A 23,811-nucleotide genomic window follows, 5' to 3' on the forward strand; every position below is an offset into this window, starting at 1 on the left:
CACCCGACCGGGCGTGACGTGGACCCCCGGCCACGCCCGTCGACGGCGGCACGGACTCCGGGGCCCCGTGCGGTGGCTACCGGCCGGTCGCCCCGTTCACCGCGGTACCGACAGCTCGAACCAGACCGTCTTCCCGCCCGCCGCGGGCCGGATGCCCCAGCGGCGGGCGGTGGAGGCGACGAGGTGCAGGCCCCGGCCGCCCTCGTCCTCGGGGTGGGCCCGGCGCTCGTGCGGCAGTTCGGGCAGCGGGTCGGAGACCTCGACGAGGACGACGTCGACCGCGCCCGCGGGCCGGCGCAGCAGGCGGACGCCGATGGGCGCGGTGGCGTACCGCAGGGCGTTGGTGACGAGTTCGCTGACGAGGAGGGCGGCGACGTCGTCGGCGCTGGAGAGGCCCCAGCCGCGCAGGCGTTCGCGGACGGCGGAGCGGGCGGCCCGCGCGCTGTCCGGCCGCGCGGGGAAGACCCACTCGGCACAGTCGTCCTGGGTGTCGCTCACGCCCCATCACATCCCCGGCCGGCCCGCCGTCCCCTTTCGGGCGGTTAAGGGGCACATACCCCATATCGGCGCCCGGTACCGCCGCGGAGGCGGGCCGATACGGCCGCGGGGCGGACCGATACGGCCGCCGGGGCAGACCGGTGCCGGCCGCCGGGGCGGGCGGATGCCGTCGCGGGGGCGGACCGTACGGCCGCCGGACGGACGGGGGACGGACCGACGAGGGCCGGACGGGGGGGGAATGGGGGGGAACGGGGGGGCGGACGGGGCCGGACGGGGGCGACGGCGGCCGGACGGACGAGCGTCGTCGCCGGGGCGCCCCGGTGCGCACCGGGGTGTGGGGGCGCGTGGGGTGCCGGGGGTCACGCGCCGGGCGCGTGCGCGGTCAGCCCCAGGTGAGCGAGGGCCTGTTGGACGGCGGGCACGTCCTGGTCGAGCCAGGGCACGTCCCAGACCTCCTCGGGGGCGAGCCAGCGCAGGGCGTCGTGGTCCTCCAGGGGCGCGGGCGCCAGGGAGCCGGGGCGGAGCCGGGCGGTCCACACCCACAGCACGTACGGCGACCGGAGCGGCCACTGCCCCGGGACCCGTTCGCCGGCCTCGGCGGTGACGCCGAGTTCCTCGCGCAGTTCGCGGACGAGGGCCGCCTCGGGGGTCTCGCCCGGCTCGACCTTGCCGCCGGGCAGCTCCCAGCGGCCGGCCAGTTCCGGCGGCGCGCTGCGGCGCGCGGCCAGCAGGCGTCCGTCGTCGACGAGGGCGGCGCCCACCACGATCCGTTGCGTCATGCGCCGGAGCATAGGACGTCCGGGGCGCCGGGGCGTCCGGGGCGCCGGGGCGTCCGGGGCGCCGGGGCGTCCGGGCGGACCGGCCGCTTCCGCGGGGCCCGCCGGTCGGCCGGGGCGGGTCAGTCGGCGCCGGCGGGGCCGCTCGCCCCGAGCTTCTCGACCCAGTAGAGGCGTTCGCCGCCGCGGCCGTCGAGGGTGTCCGCGATCTTCTGCGCCTCGGCCCGGGTCGCGTACCGGCCGACCCGGTAGCGATTGCCGTTGTCGTCCTGCCGGAAGACCAGCCAGGGAAGAGTGACCGTGCCGTCGTTCATCGCGCCCCTCCGCTTGCCGTCCACGGCGCGTGCCGTGCCCCGCCCGATAAGGAAACCGCAATCCGCATATGCCCGAGCCTACGCCTAACCTTTACTCAGCGAATACGGCTTTTCACAAGGAGGTACGCAACCGGCCAGAACGCAGGGGGCGCACGATACTGCGAGCGCCCTGCCCGCACACCGACACATCCGGTCGGAGACGGACCGGACGGCGCGCGGACGACCTGCGAGAAAGGCCGGAACCCCGCCCCCGGCACGCGGTGGTGCGGGCCGGGACGGCGGGGTCCGGGAACAGGGTGAGGCCGGGGAGGCGTACGCCCGGCGTGCGCCTTCTCACACCGGCGCGGCGCTACTTGACAGGAAGGTGGTACGCCACCCGGTAACGATCGGCCGGGATGACGACGTCGGCGGTCTCGACCGGGCGGCCCGAGGCGTAGAAGGTGCGCTGGATGACGAGGACCACATGGCCCGGGACGCCGCCCAGGGCGTGCAGCTCCTCGGCGAGGCCGGGGCGGGCGCCGACCTCCTCGGTCACGTTGTCCACGACCACGTCGAGGGCGGCCATGCGCTCGACGACGCCCATGCCGCCGAGCGGCCCCTCCTCGGGGAGCATCACGGGCGTGCGGCCGGTGAGGTCCAGGGGCTCCCAGGAGGTGGAGAGCATCATCGCCTCCCCGGCCTCCCGGAAGAGGTACCGCGTGCGCATCACCCGGTCGCCCGGCTTGACCCCGAGCCGCTCGGCGACGGCGCCGCTCGCCAGGGTCTGCTCACTGCCCGACTCCCACGTGCCACGCGCCTCCCCGTCGGCCTGCTCCTGCCGGAAGGGCGTGGCCCCGCCGGCCGGCCGGTATCCGGAGCGGGCCACGCGCCGGGGCACCGGCCGCTCGCGCACGTACGTCCCCGAACCGGAGCGGCCCTCCACCAGCCCCTCCGCCATGAGCACCTTGCGCGCCTCCAGGGCGACGGTGTCCGAGACGCCGTACTCCTCGCGGATTCTGGCTTGCGACGGGAGCCGGGTGTGGGGCGGCAGCAGGCCGTCGACGATCTTCTTGCGGAGATCACCCGCGACGCGCAGGTACGCCGGCTGCTCACCGAATGTCACTGGCCGCTCCCATCAGGTTGTACAGACAGCAACAGCGTGGCAACCGTAGGTTGTGCCAGGCAAGCAAAGGCCAAAGAATCACTCGATGTGATGACGCAGGCCGCCGGGATGCCGTACCCAGGCACTTTCTCCCCACTGTGGCGGCCGTCACACCTCGATACCGGCCCCGTCCGCCCCCTCGTCCTCCTCCTCGTCGTAGTCCTCGTACTCGGGAGGCGTGTCAGCCAGGCCCAAAGCCTTGCGCGGGGTGACCTGCTTCTCGTCGTCCATGAACACGTACGCCTCGTACATGTGCTCGTCGTAGGTGTCCTGGTCGGTGGCGGACGCGGCCCGCTCCCACTCCCGGCGGGCGGAGTCCAGGGCGTCGGCCAGTTCGGCGACCGGGCGGGCCGCCTTCTCGGGCCAGGTGTGCTCGCGCAGCACGCGGCTCTGCTCGGCGAGCGCGCCGGCCACGCCGCCCGCCCACTCCTGGTATCCGGGCAGGTCGTCGCCGCTCTCCGCGGCCTCCGGCATCTCCTCCAGCGCCCTGTCCACCAGCGCGGCGGCCTCCAGGTACACCAACTGGTGCTCGTCGAGGGTGGTCTCGTCGGCGCGCACCGAACCGGTGAGGGTGCCGCCCAGGTCCACGCTGCCGAACACGCAGGTGACCTCCCGGTCGCCCATGAGCCAGCTCGCCCGGGTCGGCGTCAGGTAGTACACGTCGACGTCCTCGGGGACGGCCCAGGCGTCCATGGCGTAGCCGGTACTGGCCGCGTAGCAGCGTTCGTCGGCCACGTCCGTGATCGCGTCGTCGCCGGGGTAGGAGCCGCCCGGCATGTCGAAGGCGGCGAACACCTCCCCCTCGTGCTGCTCGCCGCAGGGCACCTCGTCGACCTCGTAGGTGAAGCCCTCCAGACTGCCCTCCGGGGTGGTGAAGCACTGGCCCACGGAGAGCGCGAAGGCCGTGCCCTCACCGGTCGCGCCCTCCCGGAAGCCCTCCCAGAAGTCCCCCGCCACGCCCAGGGCCAGCCACACCGTCCACAGCGCCACTCCGATGCCGGACAGCACCGTGCCGGCCACCGCGAAGCCCTTGCCACGCTCGCCCTTGCGCTTGATCTGGACCAGGGCGACGATCCCCAGCACCAGCCCGACCACCGGCACGAAGCAGAGCAGCCCGAGGACGAAGGACGCGATGGCCAGCCCGTTGTACGGCGGAGGCGGCGCGAAGGGGGCCCCGTACGGGTGACCCCAGGCGGGGTAGGGCTGCGGACCGTACGGCCCCTGGGGGTGAGCACCGTAGGGCGCGGGCCCCTGCGGCCCCGGGGGATACGGCCCGTGCGGCGCGGGTCCCTGCGGCTCCTCGGGGTACGACCCGTGCGGTGGGGGTCCCTGGGGTCCCGGGGGCGGTGGTATGGACACGTGGACCGTGCTCCTGGTTCGGGCGGAGCGCGCGAGCGCCGGGAGAGGTGGCGCACCACGCGAGCGCGGCCCGCTGGACGACCAGGGCATGGTAAACGCGCACCAGTTGGGGGCGGTACGCGGGTACCGCGGAGGCCCGCGCTCCGCTCCGTGGCCGGTGGGGCGGTTCCGGCCCCGCGCCCCCGGGGGCCGGCCGGGCGGCGGGCGGCCTGCCCGCCGGAGCGCCCGGCGCCGTGGGACGGCGTGGCGCGTGGCGAGAAGACCACCGGTCCGGCCCAGGACGGGGGCGGTCCTTTCCGGAGCGGGACTTCCGCCGGGTTCACACCAGGATTCCCGCCGGATTCCGCCGGGTTTCCGCCGGGGTCGTCGCCCCGGCGACTGGCACCCGGGAGGAGAAACCGCTATTTCCCCCCTTTCCACCACATGCCGGATGGGATTCTCGACGCAGAATGGAGAGGTGATCGCACAATCCGGTGGGCGAACGCCTCCCCCGTGGCGGGCGAGGTCCCTGCTCCGGGTACGCACGGTCGCCGGCCAGGTCTTCCTGCTCCAGGTCGTCATCATGGTGCTGGTCATCGCCGTCGCCGTGGCGGCCCTGGTGATCCAGGCCCGGCAGGACACCACCAACGACGCCCGGACCCGCTCCCTCGACGTCGCCGAGACGCTGGCCGGCTCCCCCGCCATGGCCCGGACCATCACGGGCCCCGACCCCAGCGCGGTCCTCCAGCCCCTCGCCGAGAAGATCCGCCACCAGACCGGCGTCGACCTCGTCGTCATCTACTCCCGCTCCGGCATCCGCTTCACCCACCCGGACCCGACCCAGATCGGCAAGCCCGTCCTCGGCCCCACCGCCCCGCCGGACCATCCGCTGACCCGGACCATCCAGACCACGGACGGCCTCTCCGTCGTCTCCTACGCCGCCGTCACCCGCACCGGCGGCGGCCCCGCCGTCGGATCGGTCGCGGTCGCCATCACCGTCCACAAGGTCGAGGGCATGGCCGCCCGGCAGCTCCCCGTCCTCCTCGGGGCCGCGGGCGGCGCGCTCGCCCTCTCGGCGGGCGGCACGGCCCTGGTCAGCCGCCGGGTGCTGCGCCAGACCCACGGCCTCGGGCCGGTCGAGATGACCCAGATGTACGACCACCACGACGCGGTGCTGCACGCCGTCCGGGAGGGCGTGCTCATCGTCGGCGAGGACGGGCGGCTGCTCCTCGTCAACGACGAGGCGCGGCGGCTGCTGAACCTCCCGGCGGACGCCGAGGGCCGCCGGGTGACCGGGCTGGGCCTGGAACCGGAGGTCTCCGCGCTGATCGCCTCCGACCAGCCGGCCAGCGACGAGGTACGCCTGACCGGTGACCGCCTGCTGGCCTTCAACAAACGGCCCACCGCCCCCTACGGCGGACACGCCGGGTCCGTCGTCACCCTCCGGGACACCACCGAGCTGCGGGCCGTGACCGGCCGCGCCGAGGTCGCCCGCGAACGGCTGAGGCTCCTCTACGACGCCGGTGTCGGCATCGGCACCACCCTCGACGTCACCCGCACCGCGCGGGAGCTGGCCGAGACCGCGGTCCCCCGGTTCGCCGACATCGTCACCGTCGAGCTGGCCGAGGAGGTGCTGCGCGGCGAGGAGACCACCGGGGCCCGGCCGGTCCTGCGCCGCGTCGCCGTGAGCGGCCTCGACCGGGAGCCGGGCTCGCTGGGCGAGAGGGTCCGGTTCGAGGACGGCACGCCGCAGGCACGGTGCCTGGAGAGCGGGCGGGGCGTGCTCCAGGCCGACGTGCACGCCGATCCGCACTGGCCCGCGCTCGACCCCGAGCGGGCCGAGCGCGTCGAGGCCCACGGCATCCACTCGCTGATCTCGGTGCCGCTGCGGGCCCGGGGCACGGTCCTCGGCGTGGTGGACTTCTGGCGTTCGCGGCGGGAGGAGCCGTTCGGCGAGGAGGACGTGCCGTTCGCCGAGGAGCTGGCCACCCGGGCCGCGGTGGCCCTGGACAACGCCCGCCGCTTCACCCGCGAGCACACCATGGCGGTCGCCCTCCAGCGCAGCCTGCTCCCCCGCGAGCTGCCCGAATCGAGCGCCCTGGAGACCGCCTACCGCTACCTGCCGGCCCGCGCGGGCGTCGGCGGCGACTGGTTCGACGTCATCGAGCTCTCCGGCGCGCGCGTCGCGCTGGTCGTCGGGGACGTCGTCGGACACGGCCTGCACGCGGCGGCCACCATGGGACGGCTGCGCACCGCCGTGCACAACTTCTCCACCCTCGATCTCTCCCCCGAGGAACTCCTCGCCCGGCTGGACGACCTGGTGACCCGTATCGACCGGGAGCGGGCCGCCCAGGGCGACGACGAGGGGCTCATCGGCGCGACCTGCCTGTACGTCGTCTACGATCCCGCCTCCGGCGTCTGCTCGATGGCCCGCGCCGGTCATCCGCCGCCCGCACTGGTCCGCCCGGACGGCACCGTGGACTTCGCCGACCTGCCCGCCGGGCCGCCGCTGGGCCTGGGCGGACTGCCCTTCGAGGCCACCGAGGTACGGCTGCCCGAGGGGAGCCGGCTGGTCCTCTTCACCGACGGGCTGGTCGAGAACCGCGAGCGGGACATCGACGTCGGCCTCGACGTGCTGCGCGGCGCGCTGTCCCGGCCGGGACGCACGCCCGAGGAGACCTGCCGGGACGTGCTGGACGCCCTGCCGCCCGAGAACGCCGAGGACGACGTGGCACTCCTGGTCGCGCGCACCCGGGTCCTCGCCCCCGGGCAGATCGCCGGCTGGGAGGTCCCCCGCGACACCGCGGCCGTCTCCCGGGTCCGCGCCGACGTGAGCCGGCAACTGGACGAGTGGGACCTGGCGGAGACCGGTTTCACCACCGAGCTGATCCTCAGCGAGCTGGTCACCAACGCCATCCGCCACGGCAGCGCCCCCATCCACGTCCGGCTGCTGCGCGACCGCAACCTGATCTGCGAGGTCGCCGACGGCAGCAGCACCGCCCCCCACCTGCGGTACGCGGCGACCACGGACGAGGGCGGGCGCGGCCTGTTCCTCGTCGCCCGGTATGCCGAACGCTGGGGCACCCGCTACACCCCCGACGGCAAGGTCATCTGGACCGAACAGTCCCTCGACGGCCACGGTCCCGGCCCGGGGGGCGACGACGGCGAGGCGTTGCTGGACCAGTGGAGCGACGCGGACTGGTGAGGGGGCGGGGGTCTGCGGGGCGGGGGCCTGCGGGTGGGCACCGGAATCCTCATGGCGGGCGCCCGGGACACGCCCGAGAGGCGCCGGAGCCCGCACGCGTGCGCCGGGGACACGCCGGTGAGGGCGTCCGTATCGGCACCCGGGCGGTGGGACACGCCCGGACCGTGGTCACGTACGCACTCTGCCGACACGCGACGCGGAGCCGCCCCCGCCCCGGCCCCCGCCCCCGCCGTGTCTCAGCCCGCCTCCACGCCGACCTCGTCCCTCCCGATCCCGTCCCCGGCGTCCCCGGCGGCCCCAGCGGCCTCCACCGCCCCGGCCTCGTCCGCCCCGGCCTCCACCGCCCCGGCCTCGTCCCTCACCCCGAGGCGGGCCTGTTCCTCCTCGACGATGCGGCGGGCGATCTCGGTGTCGGACACGTCGACGGCGTCGGGGCTGGCCTCGGCGACGGCGCTGCGCCGGGCGTAGGCGTCGAAGAGGCGGGTCTTGTTCTCCAGGAGCCGGACCAGGCGTTCGTCGACACCGCCGGTGGTCAGCAGGCGGTGCACGCGGACGGGCCGGACCTGGCCCATGCGGTGGGCCCGCGCGACGGCCTGGTGTTCGAGGGTCGGTTTGACCTGGGGTTCGCACAGGACGACGACGGAGGCGGCCTGGAGGTTGAGGCCGACGCCGGCCGCCTGGATCTGCGCGGCCAGCACCGCCGGCCCGGAGACGGCGGCGAACTCGTCGACGAGCCGCTGGCGCCGGGCGGCCGGGACGCTGCCGGTGAGCGGGCCGAGCACGGTGGCGCCGTCGGCGGCGAGGGCCGCGGCGACCGTGTCGAGCACGTCCCGGAAGACGGAGAAGACGACCGTCTTCCGGCCGTTCTCGCCCGCCTCGCGGACGATCTCCCGGAGCCGCTCCAGCTTGGCCGACCCCTCGGGACGCAGGTACGCGGCCCTGCGCATCGCCATGAAGTTCCCGGCGCGCACGGCCTCGCGGTAGGCGTCCGCGTCACGGGCGCTGGGCTCCTCCCACTCGTCGGTGTGCTGGAGGCTGGGCAGTTCGGTGAGGACGTCGTCCTGGTTGCGGCGCAGGTAGACCGGGGCGACGGCGGTGCGGAAGGCGGCCGAGCCGACCGGGGTGTCCCCCTCGCCGAGGGCGTCCGCGAGGGCGGGGTCGAGCATCCGGACCAGGTTGCGGAACTCGCCGACCCGGTTCTCCATGGGGGTGCCGGTCAGGAAGAGGACGCGGTCGCAGCGCTCGGCCCACCGGGCGACCGCCTGGGACCGCAGCGCCTCGGGGTTCTTGACGTAGTGCGCCTCGTCGACGACGAACATCCCGAGGTCCGCGCCGTCCGGCGCGGGAAAGCCCCGCAGCGCGTCGAAGGTGGTCAGGCCGACCCCGCCGCGTGCCGTCCAGTCGGTGAACGCGCCGTGCCGGTCGGGTCCGTGGAGCAGCGTGGTGCGCAGGGTGCTGCGGGTCTCGATCTCGCGGGTCCAGTTGACGAGGACGCTGGGCGGGCAGACGACCAGGAAACGCCGGTGCCCCTCGCCCGCCAGGTGCGCCAGCGCGGCGATGGCCTGCACGGTCTTGCCGAGCCCCATCTCGTCGCCGAGCACGACCTTGCCCTGGGCGAGGGCGAAACGCGCCCCGAACGCCTGGTAGCCGCGGAGCGAGACCCGGCGCTGCGCGTCGTCGAGGCGCTGGTCGTGGACGCGTTGGGCGATGCCGTCGGGCAGGAACCCCTCGGCCGCCGCCGCGTCGGGCGCGCGCCCGGTGATCTCGGCCAGGAGGCTGTAGTACTCGGCGGAGCGGAGTTCGAAGTCGACCCAGGCGGCGACGTCGGTGGCGGGCCCGCGCAGCAGGTCCACGGATGCCTGGGCGATCAGCGCGGGCAGCCCGGCCCGTGCGGCCTCGGCGGCCACCTCCCGGACCTCGGCGACGGCGGCCAGTACGCGCGCCTTGCGCTCCCGTCCGGCGAGCAGCATCCCGAACCGCCCGGCGGCGGGCGCGGCCTCCTCCAGCGGCGGGCCGAGCCGGGTACGCAGCCCGGCGGCGGCGTCGACCGCGCGCCGCGCCTCGGGACCGGCCTCGACGAGGACGTGCAGGGCGGTGACGAGGGCGGTGGTCCGTTCCTCGGGCCGGTCCACGTCGATGTGGACGGCGACGGTCTCGTACGCGGCCTCGGACAGGCGCCGGGCGGCGGCGAGGAGCTGGTCGGCGGTGAGGGCGCCGACGCCGGGTATCTGCCGCAGCCGGTAGGGCCCGGCGCCGAGCACCTGGGCGACGGTGCGCAGGCCGCTCTTCTCGACGGTGCCGAGCCGCAGCCGGCCCTCGGTGACCTCCTGGAGGCGTGCGACGGGGATGGCGTCCAACTCGCGTTCCACGGCGGCGTCGTGCAGGGGCCTCAGCGCCGCCCGTACGGCCTCCACGACCCGCTCGTGATCCTGGACCAGCGTCTCGGCCGCCTCCAGCAGCCGTCTCCCGCCGTCCACCACATCCCGCTCACCACGCCCCATACCCGGCATCCTCCCATCCGGGCCCGACACGCCCCGACGCCCCTGAGGCGTGCGGCGGGACGGCCGGAACCAGCCACCTCCGGGTGGCATACGCCCCATTCCGCCCCGGGCCCGCCCCCGACCGCCCTATCGTGGACAGCGCCCCACGACCCCCCGGCCCGCCCGCCCCCACCACCCCACGGCCGAGCCGCCGCGCCACTCCCGCACGGCCGCTCCCGTACCGCCGTTCCCGCCGTAACCGGCCCCCGTGTACGCACCGGCCGCAGGCCCGTGACCAGCAGCCACCAGTCACCGTGATCGTGAACGCGACCGTGAAGGAGGGGCCTCGTGCCCGAGCAACCGATCACCGTCCTCGACCCGAAGGCGCCCGACCACCACGCCGAACACCGGTCGCTGCGCGCCCTGGGACCGGCGACCCGGGTGGACATCCTCGGCGTGACCGCCTGGTCGGTCAGCGATCCGGCGCTGCTCAAGCGGCTCCTCACCAGTGCGCGGGTCTCGAAGGACCTGCGGGCGCACTGGCCGGCGTTCGCCGAGACGGCGGCGACCTGGCCCCTCGCGCTGTGGATCACCGCCGGCAACATGTTCACCGCGTTCGGCGCGGACCACCGCAGGCTGCGCCGGCTGGTGTCACCGGCGTTCGTGCCGCGCCGCATCCAGGCGCTGCGCCCGGACGTGGAGGCGATCGTGTCGGGCCTGCTCGACGACCTCGCCGCGCTGCCTCCGGACGAACCCGTCGACCTGCGGGAACGCCTCGCCCATCCGCTGCCTATCGCGGTGATCGGCCGGCTCATGGGCATCCCCGAGGACCAACGCCCGCATGTCCGCGTCCTGGTGGACCGCGTCTTCGCCACGACCCTCACCGCCGAGCAGGCCGCCGCGAACACCGCCGAGCTGTACGGGGCGCTCGACCGGCTGATCGCCGCCAAACGCGCCCGGCCCGGCGACGACATGACGTCCCTGCTCCTCGCCGCCCGCGACGAGGAGGGCGACGGCGACGGCCTGAGTGCCGAGGAGGTGCGGGACACGCTGCTGCTGATGATCAGCGCCGGGTACGAGACCACGGTCAACGTCATCGACCAGGCCCTGACCGCGCTGCTGGCCGACCCGGCGCACCTCGGCCACCTGCGGGCCGGCCGCGCCGACTGGTCCGACGTGGTCGAGGAGACCCTGCGCCACGAACCCGCCGTCAAGCACCTGCCGTTGCGCTGCGCCCTCGCGGACATCCCCTTGCCCGACGGCCAGGTCATCGCCCGGGGCGACGCGATCCTCGCCTCGTACGGCGCGGCCAACCGTCACCCCGACTGGCACGGCGAGTCCGCCGACCTCTTCGACGCCACGCGGCCCGCCAAGGACCACCTGGCCTTCGGTCACGGGGTGCACTTCTGCCTCGGCGCCCCGCTCGCGCGGCTCGAAGTGGCCACCGCCCTGCGCCTGTTCTTCGCCCGGTTCCCGGCCGCCCGGCTCGCCGTCCCGGTGGCGGAACTGCGCCCGCTGCCCACCCTGATCAGCAACGGCCACACCGCACTGCCGGTCCACCTGGGCCCGGCGTGACGACCCCCACGACCCTCACCTTCGTCCGCCACACGGACGGGCTCCGCTACGACTTCACCCGCAGCGGCACACGCCACGGCCGCCCGGCCTACGAACGAACCGACGGCCGGGTGGGGTGCCTCTGGTCCCCGTCCGAGGGTTGGCACTGCGAGAGCGCCGACGGCATCATCTCGGCGTACCCGGTGACCGGCCACCACGACGCACCCGAGCCTCCGGCCACGGTCTGGCGCAGCTTCAAGGCCGACCGTTCCCACCTCTACGACCTTCTTCACCAGTAGGTACGCGTGACGCTCTCCGGCAGCCGCCCCAGCCGCTGCCACTCGTGGAAGATCACGGAAGCCACGAGCAGAAACGCCCGCCGCACCTCGGGCCGCGGATCGGCCCGCTCGACGCACCCGACGCTCCGGCGCATCACCATCGCCCCCACGACACACCCCCGCGCCGTACAAGGCCGCACGACCTCGCCCTCCTGGTCCACCACCACATGCCCGGACCCCCCGCCCCCGTCCTCCCACGCATAAACGACCCCACCCCCACCGGCCCCAACCCTCCGACACCCCACCCAAGCCACCACAAGCCCCTCCCCTCCCCCACCCTCCACCTGTCCGAGGGCACCGTTACCTTCCGCGCATGAGCACACCGGAAACCCTGCTCCACCTCATCGAGCAGGACCCAACACTGACCGCCACACTGGCCTGCCCCTGCGACTTCGACATCACCCGCCGCGACCCCGTGGAAGACCTCGTCCTCCCCACGGGACGCCCACTGCGCCCGATAGCGGGCTGCGGCGCGGGCGGCACGTACTTCCTCTGCGGAGAACCCGGAGCCGAGGAACGCCCCGTCCTGTACGCCGACTCCGAGGGCCAGGCCACGCTGATCGGCACCGACCTCGCCGAGGCCCTCACCCTCCTCGCCGTCCTCCCCTACGTACCCCACCCCGACCACGAGCCGTACGAGTTCCTCTTCGGAAACTGACCCTTCGGTGTACGCACTGCGGTGAGGTGCCCCAGGGGCACAGCGACAGCCCTGACCGACCCCTCCGACGAGCTGCACGACATGGGACGAACCTTCCAGCCCCAAACGAGCAGGGGCCGACCCCCAAAAGGCCGACCCCTTCCTGACCTGCATGCTTAGCAGATCAGCAACATGGCAAAACAGCACCCGCCCGCTACACGTTGAACCTGAACTCCACCACGTCGCCGTCGCGCATCACGTAGTCCTTGCCTTCCATGCGGGCCTTGCCCTTGGCTCGGGCTTCGGGGACCGAGCCGGTTTCGACGAGGTCGGCGAAGGAGATGACCTCGGCCTTGATGAAGCCCTTCTGGAAGTCGGTGTGGATGACTCCGGCGGCCTCGGGGGCGGTGGCGCCCTTCTTGATAGTCCAGGCGCGGGCTTCCTTCGGGCCGGCCGTCAGGTAGGTCTGGAGGCCGAGAGTGCGGAAGCCGACGTGGGCGAGGGTGGCGAGGCCGGGCTCGTCCTGGCCGACGGACTGGAGGAGTTCGAGGGCCTCGTCCTCGTCCAGCTCGGCGAGGTCCGCCTCCAGCTTGGCGTTGAGGAAGATCGCCTCGGCGGGGGCGACGAGGGCGCGCTGCTCGTTCTTGAACTCCTCGTCGGTCAGCTCGTCCTCGTCGACGTTGAAGACGTAGAGGAAGGGCTTGGTGGTGAGGAGGTGGAGGTCGTGGAGCAGTTCGTTGCGCTCGGTGCCCTGGACGATGCCGTGGGCGAAGAGCGTGTCGCCCTTCTCCAGGATCTCCTTGGCCTCCTCGACCGCCTTGACCTTGGGCCCCACGTCCTTCTTGATCCGCGACTCCTTCTGCAGCCGCGGCAGGACCTTCTCGATGGTCTGGAGGTCGGCGAGGATCAGCTCGGTGTTGATCGTCTCGATGTCGTCCTTGGGCGAGACCTTGCCGTCGACGTGGACGACGTTCTCGTCCTTGAAGGCGCGGATGACCTGGCAGATCGCGTCGGACTCGCGGATGTTGGCGAGGAACTTGTTGCCCAGGCCCTCACCCTCGGAGGCGCCGCGCACGATGCCGGCGATGTCCACGAAGTCGACCGTGGCCGGAAGGGTCCGCTCCGAGGAGAAGATCTCGGCCAGCTTGGTCAGCCGGGGGTCGGGGACGCCGACGACCCCGACGTTGGGCTCGATCGTGGCGAACGGGTAGTTGGCCGCGAGCACGTCGTTCTTGGTCAGGGCGTTGAACAGGGTCGACTTGCCGACATTCGGCAGGCCGACGATACCGATCGTGAGCGACACGTTGCGACTTCCCGTACGTGAGGATGTGGAGGCGGCCGGGCAGGGGCCGATCCCCCAGTCTACGGGGTGTCCGGTACCGGCCGGGCGGCACGTCGAACGCTTGGCCAAGCTGCTCCGACGGCGTGTCCGAGAGCCCATTCGGCACATTAACCGACCTAAGTTGGTCCAGTGGAGCAACACAGGACGCGACCTGCGCAGTACGGACCGCGACGAGGCCGGGCCCGGTTGCCCCCGCAGGGGCGGGGTGCGGCCGATGGGGTGAGGCGGGCCCGGCCGCTGCCCCCGGGCGACCGGCGGCCCGCGACGGCACCTCCCCGGCCGGGGACACCGGCGCCCCCGGCGGCGCGCGCCCTGCCCGGCCTGTCCGCGCTGCGGTTCCCCGCGCTCCGGCTGACCGGGCTGGGCGGTGGCCTGTTCTGCACGGCGGTCATGGTCGTGCTCGGTCTGCTCGATTGGCTGCTGTTCGGCGCCTCCCTCACCGTCTACGGCGCGCTCTTCCTGCCGGTGTGCGTGCTCACCGCGCTCTGGGTGCGCGGGAACGATCTGCTGACGGCGCCCGTGTCGGTGCCGATCGGCTTCACCGCGGGTCTGGTCACCGTCGCCGAGAGCGGTGACGGGGTGAGCGGGCGGCTGATGGGCCTGGTCACGGGGCTAGCCACGGGGGCCGGCTGGCTGTACACCGGGACGCTGATCGCGGGGGTGACGGTGCTCGTACGCCGGGTGCGGCTGGTACGCCGCCGGGCCGCCGCCCGTACCCGCCCGCCCCAGCAGCATCAACAACAGCAACATCAGCAACATCAGCAACAAAGACACCAACGGCGACAACAGCAGCCTTGAGTGCGGACCGCCGCCGCGGTCGCGCCCCTCGCTCAGCCCGCCGCCCGCATCGCCGCGCCCACGATCCCCGCGTTGTTCTGGAGCCGTGCCGGGACGATCTCCGCCCGTACGCCGTCCAGGTACGGGAGGAACTTGTGGGCCTTGCGGCTGACTCCGCCGCCGATGACGAACAGTTCGGGCGAGAACAGCATCTCCACGTGCGCGAGGTACGCCCGCACCCGGTGGCCCCACTGCTCCCAGGTCAGGTCGTGGTCCTCCTTGGCCTTGCTGGAGGCCCGCTTCTCGGCCTCGTGGCCGTCGAGTTCCAGGTGGCCGAGTTCGGTGTTGGGGACCAGGACGCCGTCGTGGAAGACGGCGCTGCCGATGCCGGTGCCGAAGGTGAGCAGGATGACCGTGCCCCGCCGGCCGCGCCCGGCGCCGAAGGCCATCTCGGCGACGCCCGCCGCGTCCGCGTCGTTGACGACGGTGACGTCCAGGCCGCCCAGCCGCTCGCGGAACAGGGCGCGGGCGTCGGTGTCGACCCAGCTCTTGTCGACGTTGGCGGCGGTGAGGACCGTGGCGCCGTCCGTGACCACGCCGGGGAAGGTGAGGCCGACCGGCCCGGTCCAGCCGAAGTGCTCGACGACCTGCTTCACGCCGTCGGCGACCCCGTCGGGGGTCGCCGGGCTCGGGGTGAGCACCTTGTGCCGTTCCTGGGCGAGGTCGCCCCTGTCGAGGTCCACAGGGGCGCCCTTGATGCCGGACCCGCCGATGTCCACGCCGAAGATCTGCATGGCCCCACGTTACGACGGGCGACACCGCGTCACACGGGTGGTCAGGTGGCAGGTGGCGTCAGTTCCTGCCGGCTCCGGTCAGTCCTCGTCCGTACCGGAGCCGCCGCGCTCGGCGACCAGGGCCGCCGCCTCCTCGCGCAGGTCGCGGCGGAGTTCCTTGGGGAGCGAGAAGATGATGGACTCCTCGGCCGCCTTGACGATCTCCACGTCCTCGAAACCGCGGGCGGAGAGCCACTCCAGCACCTCTTCGACCAGTACCTCGGGCACCGAGGCGCCGGAGGTGAGGCCGACGGTGGTGACGCCGTCGAGCCACGCCTCGTCGATCTCGGAGGCGAAGTCCACGAGGTGGGCGTCGCGGGCACCGGCCTGCTTGGCGACCTCGACGAGCCGCACGGAGTTGGAGGAGTTGCGGGAGCCGACGACGATGACGAGGTCGGCCTCGGCGCCCATCTGCTTGACGGCGAGCTGGCGGTTCTGGGTGGCGTAGCAGATGTCGTCGCTCGGCGGGGAGATGAGCTGCGGGAACTTCTCCTTGAGCGCGTCGACGGTCTCCATGGTCTCGTCGACGGAGAGCGTGGTCTGGGAGAGCCAGACGACCCGGGACGGGTCGCGGACCTCGACCTTGGCGACGTCCTCGGGGCCGTCGACGAGCTGGATGTGCTCGGGGGCCTCGCCGGAGGTGCCGATGACCTCCTCGTGGCCCTCGTGGCCGATCAGGAGGATGTCGTAGTCCTCCTTGGCGAAGCGGACGGCCTCCTTGTGGACCTTGGTCACCAGGGGGCAGGTGGCGTCGATGGTGGCGAGCCGGCCGCGTTCGGCCTCGTCGTGGACGACGGGCGCCACGCCGTGCGCGGAGAACATGACGATGTTCCCCGGGGGGACCTCGTCGGTCTGCTCGACGAAGACGGCGCCCTTCTTCTCCAGAGTCTGGACGACGTACTTGTTGTGGACGATCTCGTGTCGGACGTAGACCGGAGCCCCGTACTGCTCCAGGGCCTTCTCGACGGCGATCACGGCGCGGTCCACTCCCGCGCAGTAGCCACGAGGGGCGGCGAGCAGGACACGGCGGCCAGACGAAGCAGTCATGGCCCCATCGTAAGGGCCGCGTTCGGCGGCGCAGAGATCGCGTGGGCCGGGCGCCGCCGGACAGACTGTCGGGAAGGTACCCCGGCACTGGCGGAGGCAGGATGTCCGAGACCGGTTCGACGGCCCGCGACGCGGGTGAGGGACACGGGCTGCGGCGCAGTCTGGGCTTCCGGGACCTGGTCGTGTACGGGTTGCTGTTCATCGCGCCCATGGCCCCGGTCGGGGTCTTCGGCACGCTGGACGCCAAGTCGCACGGCGCGGTCGCACTGGTGTACGTGGTGGCGACGATCGCCATGGCGTTCACCGCTTTCAGCTACGCCCAGATGGTGCGGGTGGTCCCCCAGGCGGGTTCCGTCTTCGCCTACGCGCGGGCCGGGCTGGGGCACGGGGCCGGGTTCGTGGCGGGCTGGATGGCGATGCTCGACTACGTCCTCATCCCGGCGGTGGCCTACCTCTTCTCCGGCATCGCCATGGAGGCGCTGGTGCCGGAGGTGTCGCGGTGGGTGTGGACGGCCCTCGCCGTGGTGATCACGACCCTGCTGAACCTGTGGGGGGTGCGGGCCGCGGCCCGGGTGGGGTTCCTGGTGCTCGCCATGGAGATCGTCGTCCTGGTGGTGTTCGTGGTGGCGGCGATCGTGGTCCTGGCGCGCGACGGCGCCGAACGGGGCTGGCTGTCGCCGCTGACCGGGGACGGGACGCAGGGCGCGTTCGCGCTGTCGGCGGTGGTCGGCGCGGTGTCGGTGGCGGTCCTGTCGTACCTGGGCTTCGACGCGATCGCGACCTTCGCGGAGGAGGTCACGGGCGGGTCGGCGAAGGTGGCGCGGGCGCTGCTGTTCTGCCTGGCGCTGGCGGGTGTGCTGTTCGTGGCCCAGACGTACCTGGTGGCGCTGCTGGAGCCGGTGACGTCGGCGGAACTGGCGGCGCGGCCGGAGCGGCAGGGGGCGGCCTTCTACGACGCGGTGGACTCCTCGGTGGGGACGTGGCTGCACGATCTGGTGGCGGTGAGCAAGGCGATCGGCGCGGCGTTCGCCGCGCTGGCGGGGCAGGCGGCGGCCGGGCGGCTGCTGTTCGCCATGGGCCGGGACCGGCGGCTGCCGGGCGCGCTGTCGCGGACGAAGGCGGGGGTGCCGCGGGTGGCGCTGCTGGTCTCCGCGGTGATCACGATGGCGGCGGCGGTGTGGGCGGCGCAGCGGCCGGACGGGCTCGACCATCTGGTGTCGGTCGTCGACGTCGGCGCGCTGACCGCGTTCACGCTGCTGCACGCGAGCGTGGTGGGCTGGTTCGCGGTGCGGCGGGCCGGCGGTGCGGTGAGCTGGTGGCGGCACGTCCTGATCCCGGTGCTGGGCGCCGCGATCACCATCGCGGTGATCGTGGAGGCTTCGGGGACGGCCCAGGTGGTGGGCGCGGTCTGGCTCGTGATCGGGCTGATCATCCTGGCGGCGCAGGCGCGCCGGGGGCGGGCCGTGGGGGTGTGACGGGGGGTGGGGGGCTGAGGGACACGCCGTCCACCCGCACCACGGAACCCCGACACGCCGCACCACCGCACCACCGCACCACCCCCACACGTCACCCCCACACGTCACCCCCACACGTCACCCCCGCACCCCGGCGCGACGCGCCCGGTCGTGTTGTCGGACCCGGCCGCTACGCTCGGGCGCATGGCTGTGAATTCGACCCCGGAAGCCCCCTTGCCCGTCGGTCAGGTGTCGCGGCTGATCGGAGGGTGGATCGACCGGCTCGGCGCGGTGTGGGTCGAAGGGCAGATCACGCAGCTCTCGCGGCGGCCCGGCGCCGGGGTGGTGTTCCTGACCCTGCGTGACCCGTCGCACGACATCTCGGTCGGCGTGACCTGCTACCGGCAGGTGTTCGACTCCGTCGCGGACGTGGTCGGCGAGGGCGCCCGGGTGGTCGTCCACGCCAAGCCGGAGTGGTACGCGCCGCGCGGGCAGCTCTCGCTGCGGGCCACCGCCATCAAGCCGGTCGGGGTCGGGGAACTCCTCGCCCGTCTGGAGCAACTGAAGAAGTCGCTCGCGCGCGAGGGCCTGTTCGCCGCCGAGCGCAAGAAGCCGCTGCCGTTCCTGCCGCAGCTCATCGGCCTGGTGTGCGGGCGGGCCTCGGCCGCCGAGCGGGACGTGCTGGAGAACGCCCGGCACCGCTGGCCGGCCGTCCGCTTCGAGGTGCGCAACGTCGCGGTGCAGGGCGTGCACGCGGTGCCGCAGGTGGTGCAGGCCGTCAAGGAGCTGGACGCGCGGGACGACGTGGACGTGATCGTCGTCGCCCGGGGCGGCGGCAGCGTGGAGGACCTGCTGCCGTTCTCCGACGAGCAACTGGTGCGGGCGGTCGCGGCGTGCCGGACCCCGGTGGTCTCGGCGATCGGGCACGAGCCGGACCACCCGCTGCTGGACTACGTGGCCGACCTGCGCGCCTCGACGCCGACCGACGCCGCCAAGAAGGTGGTGCCGGACGTCGGCGAGGAGTACGAGCGGGTCCGGCAGTTGCGGGACCGGGCGCGGCGCTGCGTGGCGGCCTTCGTCGACCGGGAGGAGCGGGGGCTGGCCCACGCGCTGGCCCGGCCGGCGATACAGGACCCGCACCGCATGATCGACGGCCGGGAGGCCGAGGTGGCGGCCCTGCTGGACCGGGGCCGCCGCACGCTGCGGCACCACCTGGACCGGGCCGAGTCCGAGCTGACGCACACGCACGCGCGCGTGGTGGCCCTCTCCCCCGCCGCGACCCTGAAGCGCGGGTACGCCGTGCTCCAGCGGGACGACGGCCACGCCGTGCGGGCCCCGGGGGAGGTGGCGCCCGGCGAGGTACTGCGCGCACGGGTGTCCGAGGGCGAGTTCTCCGTACGAGTCGACGCATAGGGTGGGTGGATGACCAGCGAGGTGGAGCAGCCGGAGGCCGTGGCCGAGGCGCTCGGGTACGAGCAGGCGCGGGACGAGCTGATCGAGGTCGTACGGCGGCTGGAGGCGGGCGGTACGACGCTGGAGGAGTCCCTCGCCCTGTGGGAGCGGGGCGAGGAGCTGGCGAAGGTCTGCCGGCGGTGGCTGGAGGGCGCACGGGCCCGCCTGGACGCGGCCCTGGCCGAGGAGGCCCGCGCCGAGGACACCGACGGCGACGGCGGGACCGGGACCGGGACCGGCGAGGCGTAAACCACGCCGAGTCGCGCGCGGCACCTGCCCGGCTCCCCGCCCCCCGGTGCGGCCGGCCGCCCGGCCGCACCAGCCCCCGACCTCACCAGCCCCCGCCCCCACCCACTGCCGCCTACTTCCCGCTGTCCTCCGCGAGGGTGTGGGCGACCAGCGCGTTGGCATGGCCGTGGCCGAGTCCGTGCTCGGTCTTCAGCCAGGCGACGAGCTCCATGTGCCGGACGAGCGGGGAAGAGCGGATCAGCTCCTTCCACTCGGAGATCGGACGGCCGTACTTCTTCTCGATCGACGGGAAATAGCTCGCGGGTCCCTTGGCGGCGTCGGTCATGTCCTTTTGCCCTTTCGGCGTCGGCGGCTCTCGGCCGATGTCATACGAGGGAAGACCGCGTCGGGCACCGGAAGTGATCGGCCCGCCGATGTGATGCGCACCACTTTCGACCATATGTGAAGCGGATCACCGCATCCCACTTTTGGTTGAATGTTGAACTTCATTGGCGTAGCGTCAGCTCCGTCAACGGCTCCGCGCCACCGCGCCCGGAGCCGAAGCGCACCCCAAGGAAGATCACGCATGTCTCTCGTTCTTGACCCCGCCGCCCAGGACCTGCTGTTCCGCGAGGCCCGCACCGCGAACACCTTCACCGACGAGCCGGTGACCGACGAGCAGGTGCAGGCGATCTACGACCTGGTCAAGTACGGCCCGACCGCCTTCAACCAGTCCCCGCTGCGCGTCACCCTGGTCCGCTCCCCCGAGGCCCGCGAGCGCCTGGTGGCACACATGGCCGAGGGCAACCAGGCCAAGACGGCCGGCGCCCCGCTGGTGGCGATCCTGTCGGCGGACAACGAGTTCCACGAGGAGCTGCCCCACCTCCTGCCGCACTTCCCGCAGGCCAAGGACCTCTTCTTCAGCGAGCGCCCGGTCCGCGAGGGCGCCGCCGGGATGAACGCCGCGCTCCAGGCCGCCTACTTCATCATCGGCGTCCGCGCCGCCGGTCTCGCCGCCGGCCCGATGACCGGCCTGGACTTCGAGGGCCTGCGCAAGGAGTTCCTGGACGACGACCACACCCCGCTGATGGTCGTCAACATCGGCCGCCCCGGCCCGGACGCCTGGTTCCCGCGCTCGCCGCGCCTCGCCTACGAGCAGGTCGTCACCACGATCTGAGCCGTACCGGCATCGCACGGCCCGGCATCGCACACGTGAAGGAGGCGGCCCCCCGGCATCGGGGGGCCGCCTCCTTCACGTCGAACCCCGGGGCCCGCCGCCGGGAGGACGACGACGACACCCGGACGGCCCAGCGCCTACGCCGTCACTCCGTCTCCAGCGCCGCCGCCATCGCGGCCAGCCGCTCGAAGGAGGCCGTGCCGGTCACGAGGGTCGTCGCGCCCTGGGCGCCGTCACCGTCCTGGAGGACCAGCGCGTCGTACCGGCCGCCCTCGTAGCGGACCCAGGTCCGGCCGCCGATCTCCTCGGTGGCCTCGGTGCGCCGCGCGCCCTGGCTCGCCTTGTCGATGAACTTCTCGGGCTTGTCCGCGGACTGCTCGACCGCCACGTACTCACCGTCGGGGGCGCTGAAACCGAGGTGCCAGGCGTCGGACTCCTCGGCCCGGTACCGCACCGACGTCGCCTTCCACTCCTCGGAGAGCCCGACCGGCGCCACCACCGGGTACGACGCGGCGCGACGCGCGCTCAGCAGCTCGACCCGGTAGTCCACCCGCCTGATGTCGGGCTCGCTGTCGTCGTGCGGGATGAAGAGCCACATCACTCCCGCCGCGAGCACGATGAGCCCGAGGGAGAGCACCATGTCCCGGGCCGACTTCTGCTTGCCTTTCATACCTGCCACGCCTCCTATCGTCGCAGGTCGCCGATCCGCTCATCCGTGGGGTCCCCTGCTCATTTAGTAGGACTGGCGATAGAGTCGTGGCCATACCCTCATCCGGCCGTCGTCGTATCAGAAAGGTGCGCTCCGATGACCGAGCATCATCATCTGCCGTCCGAGCTTGACGTCCCTTCGGAGGCTCCCGATCGCAACCTCGCCATGGAACTCGTCCGCGTGACCGAAGCCGCGGCGATGGCGGCCGGCCGCTGGGTCGGGCGTGGCGACAAGAACGGCGCCGACGGGGCCGCGGTGCGCGCCATGCGCACCCTCGTCCAGACCGTCTCGATGAACGGCGTCGTCGTCATCGGCGAGGGCGAGAAGGACGAAGCGCCGATGCTCTTCAACGGAGAGCGGGTCGGCGACGGCACCGGGGCCGAGGTCGACATCGCCGTCGACCCGATCGACGGGACCACCCTGACCGCCAACGGGATGACCAACGCGATCGCGGTGCTGGCCGCCGCCGAGCGCGGGTCCATGTTCGACCCGTCGGCCGTCTTCTACATGGACAAGCTGGTCACCGGGCCGGAGGCCGCCGACTTCGTCGACATCGACGCGCCCGTCTCGGTGAACATCCGCCGGGTCGCCAAGGCCAAGCGGTCGACGCCCGGGGACGTCACCGTGGTCATCCTGGACCGGCCCCGGCACCAGGGCCTGATCAAGGAGGTCCGGGAGACCGGCGCCCGCATCAAGCTGATCTCCGACGGTGACGTGGCCGGCTCCATCCTGGCGCTGCGCGAGGGCACCGGCATCGATCTGCTGCTCGGCATCGGCGGCACGCCCGAGGGCATCATCTCGGCCTGTGCCGTCAAGTGCCTGGGCGGCACCATCCAGGGCAAGCTGTGGCCCAAGGACGACGAGGAGCGCCGCCGCGCGCTCGACGCCGGGCACGACCTGGACCGCGTCCTGACCACGGACGACCTGGTCTCCGGGGACAACGTCTTCTTCGTCGCGACCGGCATCACCGACGGTGAGCTGCTGCGCGGGGTCCGCTACCGCTCCGAGACCGCGACGACCGACTCGATCGTGATGCGCTCCAAGTCGGGCACGGTCCGCCGGATCGACTCCGAGCACCGGCTGAGCAAGCTGCGCGCCTACAGCGCGATCAACTTCGACCGCGCCGGATAACCGGCGGGACCGGGCCCACCCCGGACGCCGATGTGCCCAGGGGCCGCCCGCTGTGCGGAGCGGGCGCCCCGTCCCCGGCCGGGGCTGTACGGATGATGCCTAGCCGGCCGCGGCTATGCGGTCCGTCGTGGGGCGGGCCGTCTTCTTCAGCTCCAGGTCGCGGCGCCGGCGCCGGGCCAGCACCACGCGGCGCTCGGCGGCGGTGAGGCCGCCCCAGACGCCGTACGGCTCGGGCTGGAGCAGCGCGTGCTCGCGGCATTGGGCCAGGACCGGGCAGCGTCCGCAGACCCGCTTGGCCGCCTCCTCGCGGGAGAGCCGGGCGGCGGTGGGCTCCTTGGACGGTGCGAAGAACAGTCCGGCCTCGTCGCGCCGGCACACCGCCTCGGTGTGCCAGGGGGCGTCTTGGTCCCTGTTCCGCACCGGCACCCGCTGGGCCGGGACAGCGGCTACCTGCAGGGACGAACGCGGCGGTTGCAGCACGGTCTACTCCTGACGACGGCTTCGCTGGCGAGCGACGATGCGTCAAGCCCTACCCGCTGTGCGCGCGCCTATGCACAGAGTTCCGGACCGGGGCCGCGCACCGCCCGCACGCGGGCGGAACGCGGGGCCGTCAGCGCTCCAGATGCCTCCGCACGCCCTTGTCGACCCGGCGCTGCACGCGGTCCAGGATGTCGGCGACGAGCCGGCCGCGCTTGGGCCGGGCCTCCACATTGCCCAGCACGGCCCAGCCGTCCACGTAGACGACGGGGGCGTCGGCCTCGGGCGAGTCGAGGGTGTGCACCTCGAAGTTGCCCAGGACGCCGCCGCCGGTGCCGCGCAGCGACACGTTCTCCGGGACGCGGACCTCGACGTTGCCGAAGACCGAGACGGCCTTGATCATGACGTGCCGGTACTCGAAGATCGCCTCGCTCAGGTCGATCTCCACGTTGCCGAAGACGGCGTAGGCGTGGATGCGGCGGCTCGCCCGCCAGCGGCCCTTGCGGACGGCGCTGCTGAAGACCGCGACCATGTTCTCGTCGGGGGCGGCGGGGATGGTGCCCGGCGCGGGGCGGGGCGGGACGGGGGCCGCGGCGGCGGTGGGCCCGGCGTGCGCGGCGGGCAGGTCCCGCACGAACACGTCCAGCTCGCCGACGGTCTTGGCGGCGAGCACCCCCTCGACGCGCTCCGCGTGCTCCTCCGCGGTCAGCCTGCCCTCGGCGAGGGCCTCGCGCAGCATGTCGGCGACGCGGTCCCGGTCGGCGTCCGAGGCGCGCAGCTCGGAGCGGCTGGGCGTGAGGGGGCCGGGGGCGGCGTCCTGCGCTGGGGAGTGCTTGTGAAGGTCCACGGCAGCAGGGTACCGAAACGCGATAGATCGCGACCAGAGGCTGTGGACGACGTTGT

The 23,811-nt window shown here is 73.4% G+C and carries 24 protein-coding genes; 10 read left to right on the forward strand and 14 right to left on the reverse strand.

The annotated features are described in order from the left end of the window. Positions 1 to 96 precede the first annotated feature (96 nt). From J5Y05_RS18105 to J5Y05_RS18125, 5 genes are all read right to left on the reverse strand, one after another. Positions 97 to 498 carry an ATP-binding protein gene (locus J5Y05_RS18105; RefSeq protein ID WP_210873667.1) on the reverse strand — a complete coding sequence of 134 codons (402 nt, stop codon included), beginning with the start codon at positions 496 to 498 and terminating at the stop codon, positions 97 to 99. 359 nt (positions 499 to 857) lie between these two features. Beyond that, positions 858 to 1,277 (reverse strand): (deoxy)nucleoside triphosphate pyrophosphohydrolase, encoded by a 420-nt coding sequence (locus J5Y05_RS18110; RefSeq protein WP_210873669.1) that lies wholly within the window; start codon positions 1,275 to 1,277, stop codon positions 858 to 860. A 119-nt stretch (positions 1,278 to 1,396) separates the two neighbouring features. Beyond that, the gene (locus J5Y05_RS18115; RefSeq protein ID WP_210873671.1) at positions 1,397 to 1,588 is read right to left on the reverse strand and encodes an SPOR domain-containing protein; all 192 of its coding nucleotides are present in this window, start codon (positions 1,586 to 1,588) and stop codon (positions 1,397 to 1,399) included. A gap of 349 nt (positions 1,589 to 1,937) precedes the next feature. Continuing rightward, positions 1,938 to 2,690, reverse strand: coding sequence for a GntR family transcriptional regulator (locus J5Y05_RS18120; RefSeq protein ID WP_210873673.1), 753 nt, complete (start codon positions 2,688 to 2,690; stop codon positions 1,938 to 1,940). 147 nt (positions 2,691 to 2,837) lie between these two features. Next, complete coding sequence (locus tag J5Y05_RS18125) at positions 2,838 to 4,088, reverse strand: DUF4190 domain-containing protein (RefSeq protein WP_307853971.1); 1,251 nt, start codon at positions 4,086 to 4,088, stop codon at positions 2,838 to 2,840. 562 nt (positions 4,089 to 4,650) lie between these two features. On the opposite strand from J5Y05_RS18125, the gene J5Y05_RS18130 reads away from it, so the two are divergent. After that, positions 4,651 to 7,272, forward strand: coding sequence for a SpoIIE family protein phosphatase (locus tag J5Y05_RS18130; protein WP_247614936.1), 2,622 nt, complete (start codon positions 4,651 to 4,653; stop codon positions 7,270 to 7,272). 236 nt (positions 7,273 to 7,508) lie between these two features. Here J5Y05_RS18130 and J5Y05_RS18135 read toward each other — a convergent pair whose 3' ends face one another. Continuing rightward, entirely contained in the window at positions 7,509 to 9,773 is a 2,265-nt protein-coding gene (locus J5Y05_RS18135; RefSeq protein WP_210873679.1) for a DEAD/DEAH box helicase, read from the reverse strand. A 327-nt stretch (positions 9,774 to 10,100) separates the two neighbouring features. Here J5Y05_RS18135 and J5Y05_RS18140 point away from each other — a divergent pair, with 327 nt between their 5' ends. Together J5Y05_RS18140 and J5Y05_RS18145 are read left to right on the forward strand one after the other, a co-directional pair. Further along, positions 10,101 to 11,327, forward strand: a complete 1,227-nt coding sequence (locus tag J5Y05_RS18140) for a cytochrome P450 family protein (RefSeq protein ID WP_210873682.1) — start codon at positions 10,101 to 10,103, stop codon at positions 11,325 to 11,327. Further along, positions 11,324 to 11,605: a hypothetical protein gene (locus J5Y05_RS18145; RefSeq protein ID WP_210873688.1), complete on the forward strand. Its 282-nt coding sequence runs from the start codon at positions 11,324 to 11,326 to the stop codon at positions 11,603 to 11,605. Before J5Y05_RS18140 ends, J5Y05_RS18145 begins: the two co-directional genes overlap by 4 nt. Here the strand turns inward: J5Y05_RS18145 and J5Y05_RS18150 are convergent. Further along, positions 11,596 to 11,745 (reverse strand): hypothetical protein, encoded by a 150-nt coding sequence (locus J5Y05_RS18150; protein WP_210873690.1) that lies wholly within the window; start codon positions 11,743 to 11,745, stop codon positions 11,596 to 11,598. The genes J5Y05_RS18145 and J5Y05_RS18150 overlap by 10 nt on opposite strands. Before the next feature lie 212 nt (positions 11,746 to 11,957). Between J5Y05_RS18150 and J5Y05_RS18155 the strand changes: the two genes are divergently transcribed. Continuing rightward, complete coding sequence (locus tag J5Y05_RS18155) at positions 11,958 to 12,302, forward strand: hypothetical protein (RefSeq protein WP_210873692.1); 345 nt, start codon at positions 11,958 to 11,960, stop codon at positions 12,300 to 12,302. Between the two features lie 193 nt (positions 12,303 to 12,495). On the opposite strand, the gene ychF is transcribed toward J5Y05_RS18155, so the two are convergent. After that, complete coding sequence (ychF, locus tag J5Y05_RS18160) at positions 12,496 to 13,584, reverse strand: redox-regulated ATPase YchF (RefSeq protein WP_210873699.1); 1,089 nt, start codon at positions 13,582 to 13,584, stop codon at positions 12,496 to 12,498. Positions 13,585 to 13,752: 168 nt separating this feature from the next. Between ychF and J5Y05_RS18165 the strand changes: the two genes are divergently transcribed. After that, positions 13,753 to 14,421, forward strand: a complete 669-nt coding sequence (locus J5Y05_RS18165; RefSeq protein WP_210873701.1) for a DUF6542 domain-containing protein — start codon at positions 13,753 to 13,755, stop codon at positions 14,419 to 14,421. Between the two features lie 32 nt (positions 14,422 to 14,453). On the opposite strand, the gene ppgK is transcribed toward J5Y05_RS18165, so the two are convergent. Together ppgK and J5Y05_RS18175 are read right to left on the reverse strand one after the other, a co-directional pair. Continuing rightward, positions 14,454 to 15,194, reverse strand: a complete 741-nt coding sequence (gene ppgK / locus J5Y05_RS18170; protein ID WP_210873703.1) for a polyphosphate--glucose phosphotransferase — start codon at positions 15,192 to 15,194, stop codon at positions 14,454 to 14,456. Between the two features lie 78 nt (positions 15,195 to 15,272). After that, complete coding sequence (locus J5Y05_RS18175; RefSeq protein ID WP_210873705.1) at positions 15,273 to 16,280, reverse strand: 4-hydroxy-3-methylbut-2-enyl diphosphate reductase; 1,008 nt, start codon at positions 16,278 to 16,280, stop codon at positions 15,273 to 15,275. 101 nt (positions 16,281 to 16,381) lie between these two features. Here J5Y05_RS18175 and J5Y05_RS18180 point away from each other — a divergent pair, with 101 nt between their 5' ends. The 3 genes from J5Y05_RS18180 to J5Y05_RS18190 all read left to right on the forward strand — a co-directional run bounded on the left by J5Y05_RS18180 (position 16,382) and on the right by J5Y05_RS18190 (position 19,435). Next, the gene (locus tag J5Y05_RS18180) at positions 16,382 to 17,755 is read left to right on the forward strand and encodes an APC family permease (protein ID WP_210873707.1); all 1,374 of its coding nucleotides are present in this window, start codon (positions 16,382 to 16,384) and stop codon (positions 17,753 to 17,755) included. Positions 17,756 to 17,938: 183 nt separating this feature from the next. Further along, a complete protein-coding gene (gene xseA, locus J5Y05_RS18185; RefSeq protein WP_210873709.1) occupies positions 17,939 to 19,147 on the forward strand; it encodes an exodeoxyribonuclease VII large subunit in 1,209 nt (402 codons plus the stop codon). A gap of 9 nt (positions 19,148 to 19,156) precedes the next feature. Continuing rightward, the gene (locus J5Y05_RS18190) at positions 19,157 to 19,435 is read left to right on the forward strand and encodes an exodeoxyribonuclease VII small subunit (protein ID WP_210873711.1); all 279 of its coding nucleotides are present in this window, start codon (positions 19,157 to 19,159) and stop codon (positions 19,433 to 19,435) included. A gap of 112 nt (positions 19,436 to 19,547) precedes the next feature. On the opposite strand, the gene J5Y05_RS18195 is transcribed toward J5Y05_RS18190, so the two are convergent. Next, complete coding sequence (locus J5Y05_RS18195) at positions 19,548 to 19,760, reverse strand: DUF4287 domain-containing protein (RefSeq protein WP_210873713.1); 213 nt, start codon at positions 19,758 to 19,760, stop codon at positions 19,548 to 19,550. A 240-nt stretch (positions 19,761 to 20,000) separates the two neighbouring features. Here J5Y05_RS18195 and J5Y05_RS18200 point away from each other — a divergent pair, with 240 nt between their 5' ends. Continuing rightward, on the forward strand, positions 20,001 to 20,591 hold the full coding sequence (locus J5Y05_RS18200; RefSeq protein ID WP_210873715.1) for a malonic semialdehyde reductase: 591 nt from the start codon (positions 20,001 to 20,003) through the stop codon (positions 20,589 to 20,591). Positions 20,592 to 20,736: 145 nt separating this feature from the next. Here the strand turns inward: J5Y05_RS18200 and J5Y05_RS18205 are convergent, their stop codons facing one another. Beyond that, positions 20,737 to 21,261 (reverse strand): DUF4245 domain-containing protein, encoded by a 525-nt coding sequence (locus tag J5Y05_RS18205; RefSeq protein WP_210873804.1) that lies wholly within the window; start codon positions 21,259 to 21,261, stop codon positions 20,737 to 20,739. Between the two features lie 135 nt (positions 21,262 to 21,396). On the opposite strand from J5Y05_RS18205, the gene glpX reads away from it, so the two are divergent. Continuing rightward, on the forward strand, positions 21,397 to 22,431 hold the full coding sequence (glpX, locus tag J5Y05_RS18210) for a class II fructose-bisphosphatase (protein WP_210873717.1): 1,035 nt from the start codon (positions 21,397 to 21,399) through the stop codon (positions 22,429 to 22,431). A 99-nt stretch (positions 22,432 to 22,530) separates the two neighbouring features. Here the strand turns inward: glpX and J5Y05_RS18215 are convergent, their stop codons facing one another. Beyond that, positions 22,531 to 22,911 (reverse strand): WhiB family transcriptional regulator, encoded by a 381-nt coding sequence (locus tag J5Y05_RS18215; RefSeq protein WP_210873719.1) that lies wholly within the window; start codon positions 22,909 to 22,911, stop codon positions 22,531 to 22,533. A 130-nt stretch (positions 22,912 to 23,041) separates the two neighbouring features. Beyond that, on the reverse strand, positions 23,042 to 23,755 hold the full coding sequence (locus tag J5Y05_RS18220; protein ID WP_210873721.1) for a DUF1707 SHOCT-like domain-containing protein: 714 nt from the start codon (positions 23,753 to 23,755) through the stop codon (positions 23,042 to 23,044). Between the last annotated feature and the right edge of the window lie 56 nt (positions 23,756 to 23,811).

Origin of the sequence: Streptomyces tagetis, assembly GCF_018069565.1 — a bacterium.
GTDB classification, from domain to species: Bacteria; Actinomycetota; Actinomycetes; order Streptomycetales; family Streptomycetaceae; genus Streptomyces; species Streptomyces tagetis.

Bases quoted from the DNA above. Each gene is read 5' to 3' on its own strand.
- J5Y05_RS18110 (WP_210873669.1), bottom strand. From the start codon at position 1,277: ATGACGCAACGGATCGTGGTGGGCGCCGCCCTCGTCGACGACGGACGC.
- J5Y05_RS18115 (WP_210873671.1), bottom strand. From the start codon at position 1,588: ATGAACGACGGCACGGTCACTCTTCCCTGGCTGGTCTTCCGGCAGGAC.
- J5Y05_RS18130 (WP_247614936.1), top strand. From the start codon at position 4,651: ATGGTGCTGGTCATCGCCGTCGCCGTGGCGGCCCTGGTGATCCAGGCC.
- J5Y05_RS18135 (WP_210873679.1), bottom strand. From the start codon at position 9,773: ATGGGGCGTGGTGAGCGGGATGTGGTGGACGGCGGGAGACGGCTGCTG.
- J5Y05_RS18150 (WP_210873690.1), bottom strand. From the start codon at position 11,745: ATGGTGATGCGCCGGAGCGTCGGGTGCGTCGAGCGGGCCGATCCGCGG.
- J5Y05_RS18155 (WP_210873692.1), top strand. From the start codon at position 11,958: ATGAGCACACCGGAAACCCTGCTCCACCTCATCGAGCAGGACCCAACA.
- ppgK (WP_210873703.1), bottom strand. From the start codon at position 15,194: ATGCAGATCTTCGGCGTGGACATCGGCGGGTCCGGCATCAAGGGCGCC.
- J5Y05_RS18175 (WP_210873705.1), bottom strand. From the start codon at position 16,280: ATGACTGCTTCGTCTGGCCGCCGTGTCCTGCTCGCCGCCCCTCGTGGC.
- J5Y05_RS18180 (WP_210873707.1), top strand. From the start codon at position 16,382: ATGTCCGAGACCGGTTCGACGGCCCGCGACGCGGGTGAGGGACACGGG.
- xseA (WP_210873709.1), top strand. From the start codon at position 17,939: ATGGCTGTGAATTCGACCCCGGAAGCCCCCTTGCCCGTCGGTCAGGTG.
- J5Y05_RS18190 (WP_210873711.1), top strand. From the start codon at position 19,157: ATGACCAGCGAGGTGGAGCAGCCGGAGGCCGTGGCCGAGGCGCTCGGG.
- J5Y05_RS18195 (WP_210873713.1), bottom strand. From the start codon at position 19,760: ATGACCGACGCCGCCAAGGGACCCGCGAGCTATTTCCCGTCGATCGAG.
- J5Y05_RS18200 (WP_210873715.1), top strand. From the start codon at position 20,001: ATGTCTCTCGTTCTTGACCCCGCCGCCCAGGACCTGCTGTTCCGCGAG.
- J5Y05_RS18205 (WP_210873804.1), bottom strand. From the start codon at position 21,261: ATGAAAGGCAAGCAGAAGTCGGCCCGGGACATGGTGCTCTCCCTCGGG.
- glpX (WP_210873717.1), top strand. From the start codon at position 21,397: ATGACCGAGCATCATCATCTGCCGTCCGAGCTTGACGTCCCTTCGGAG.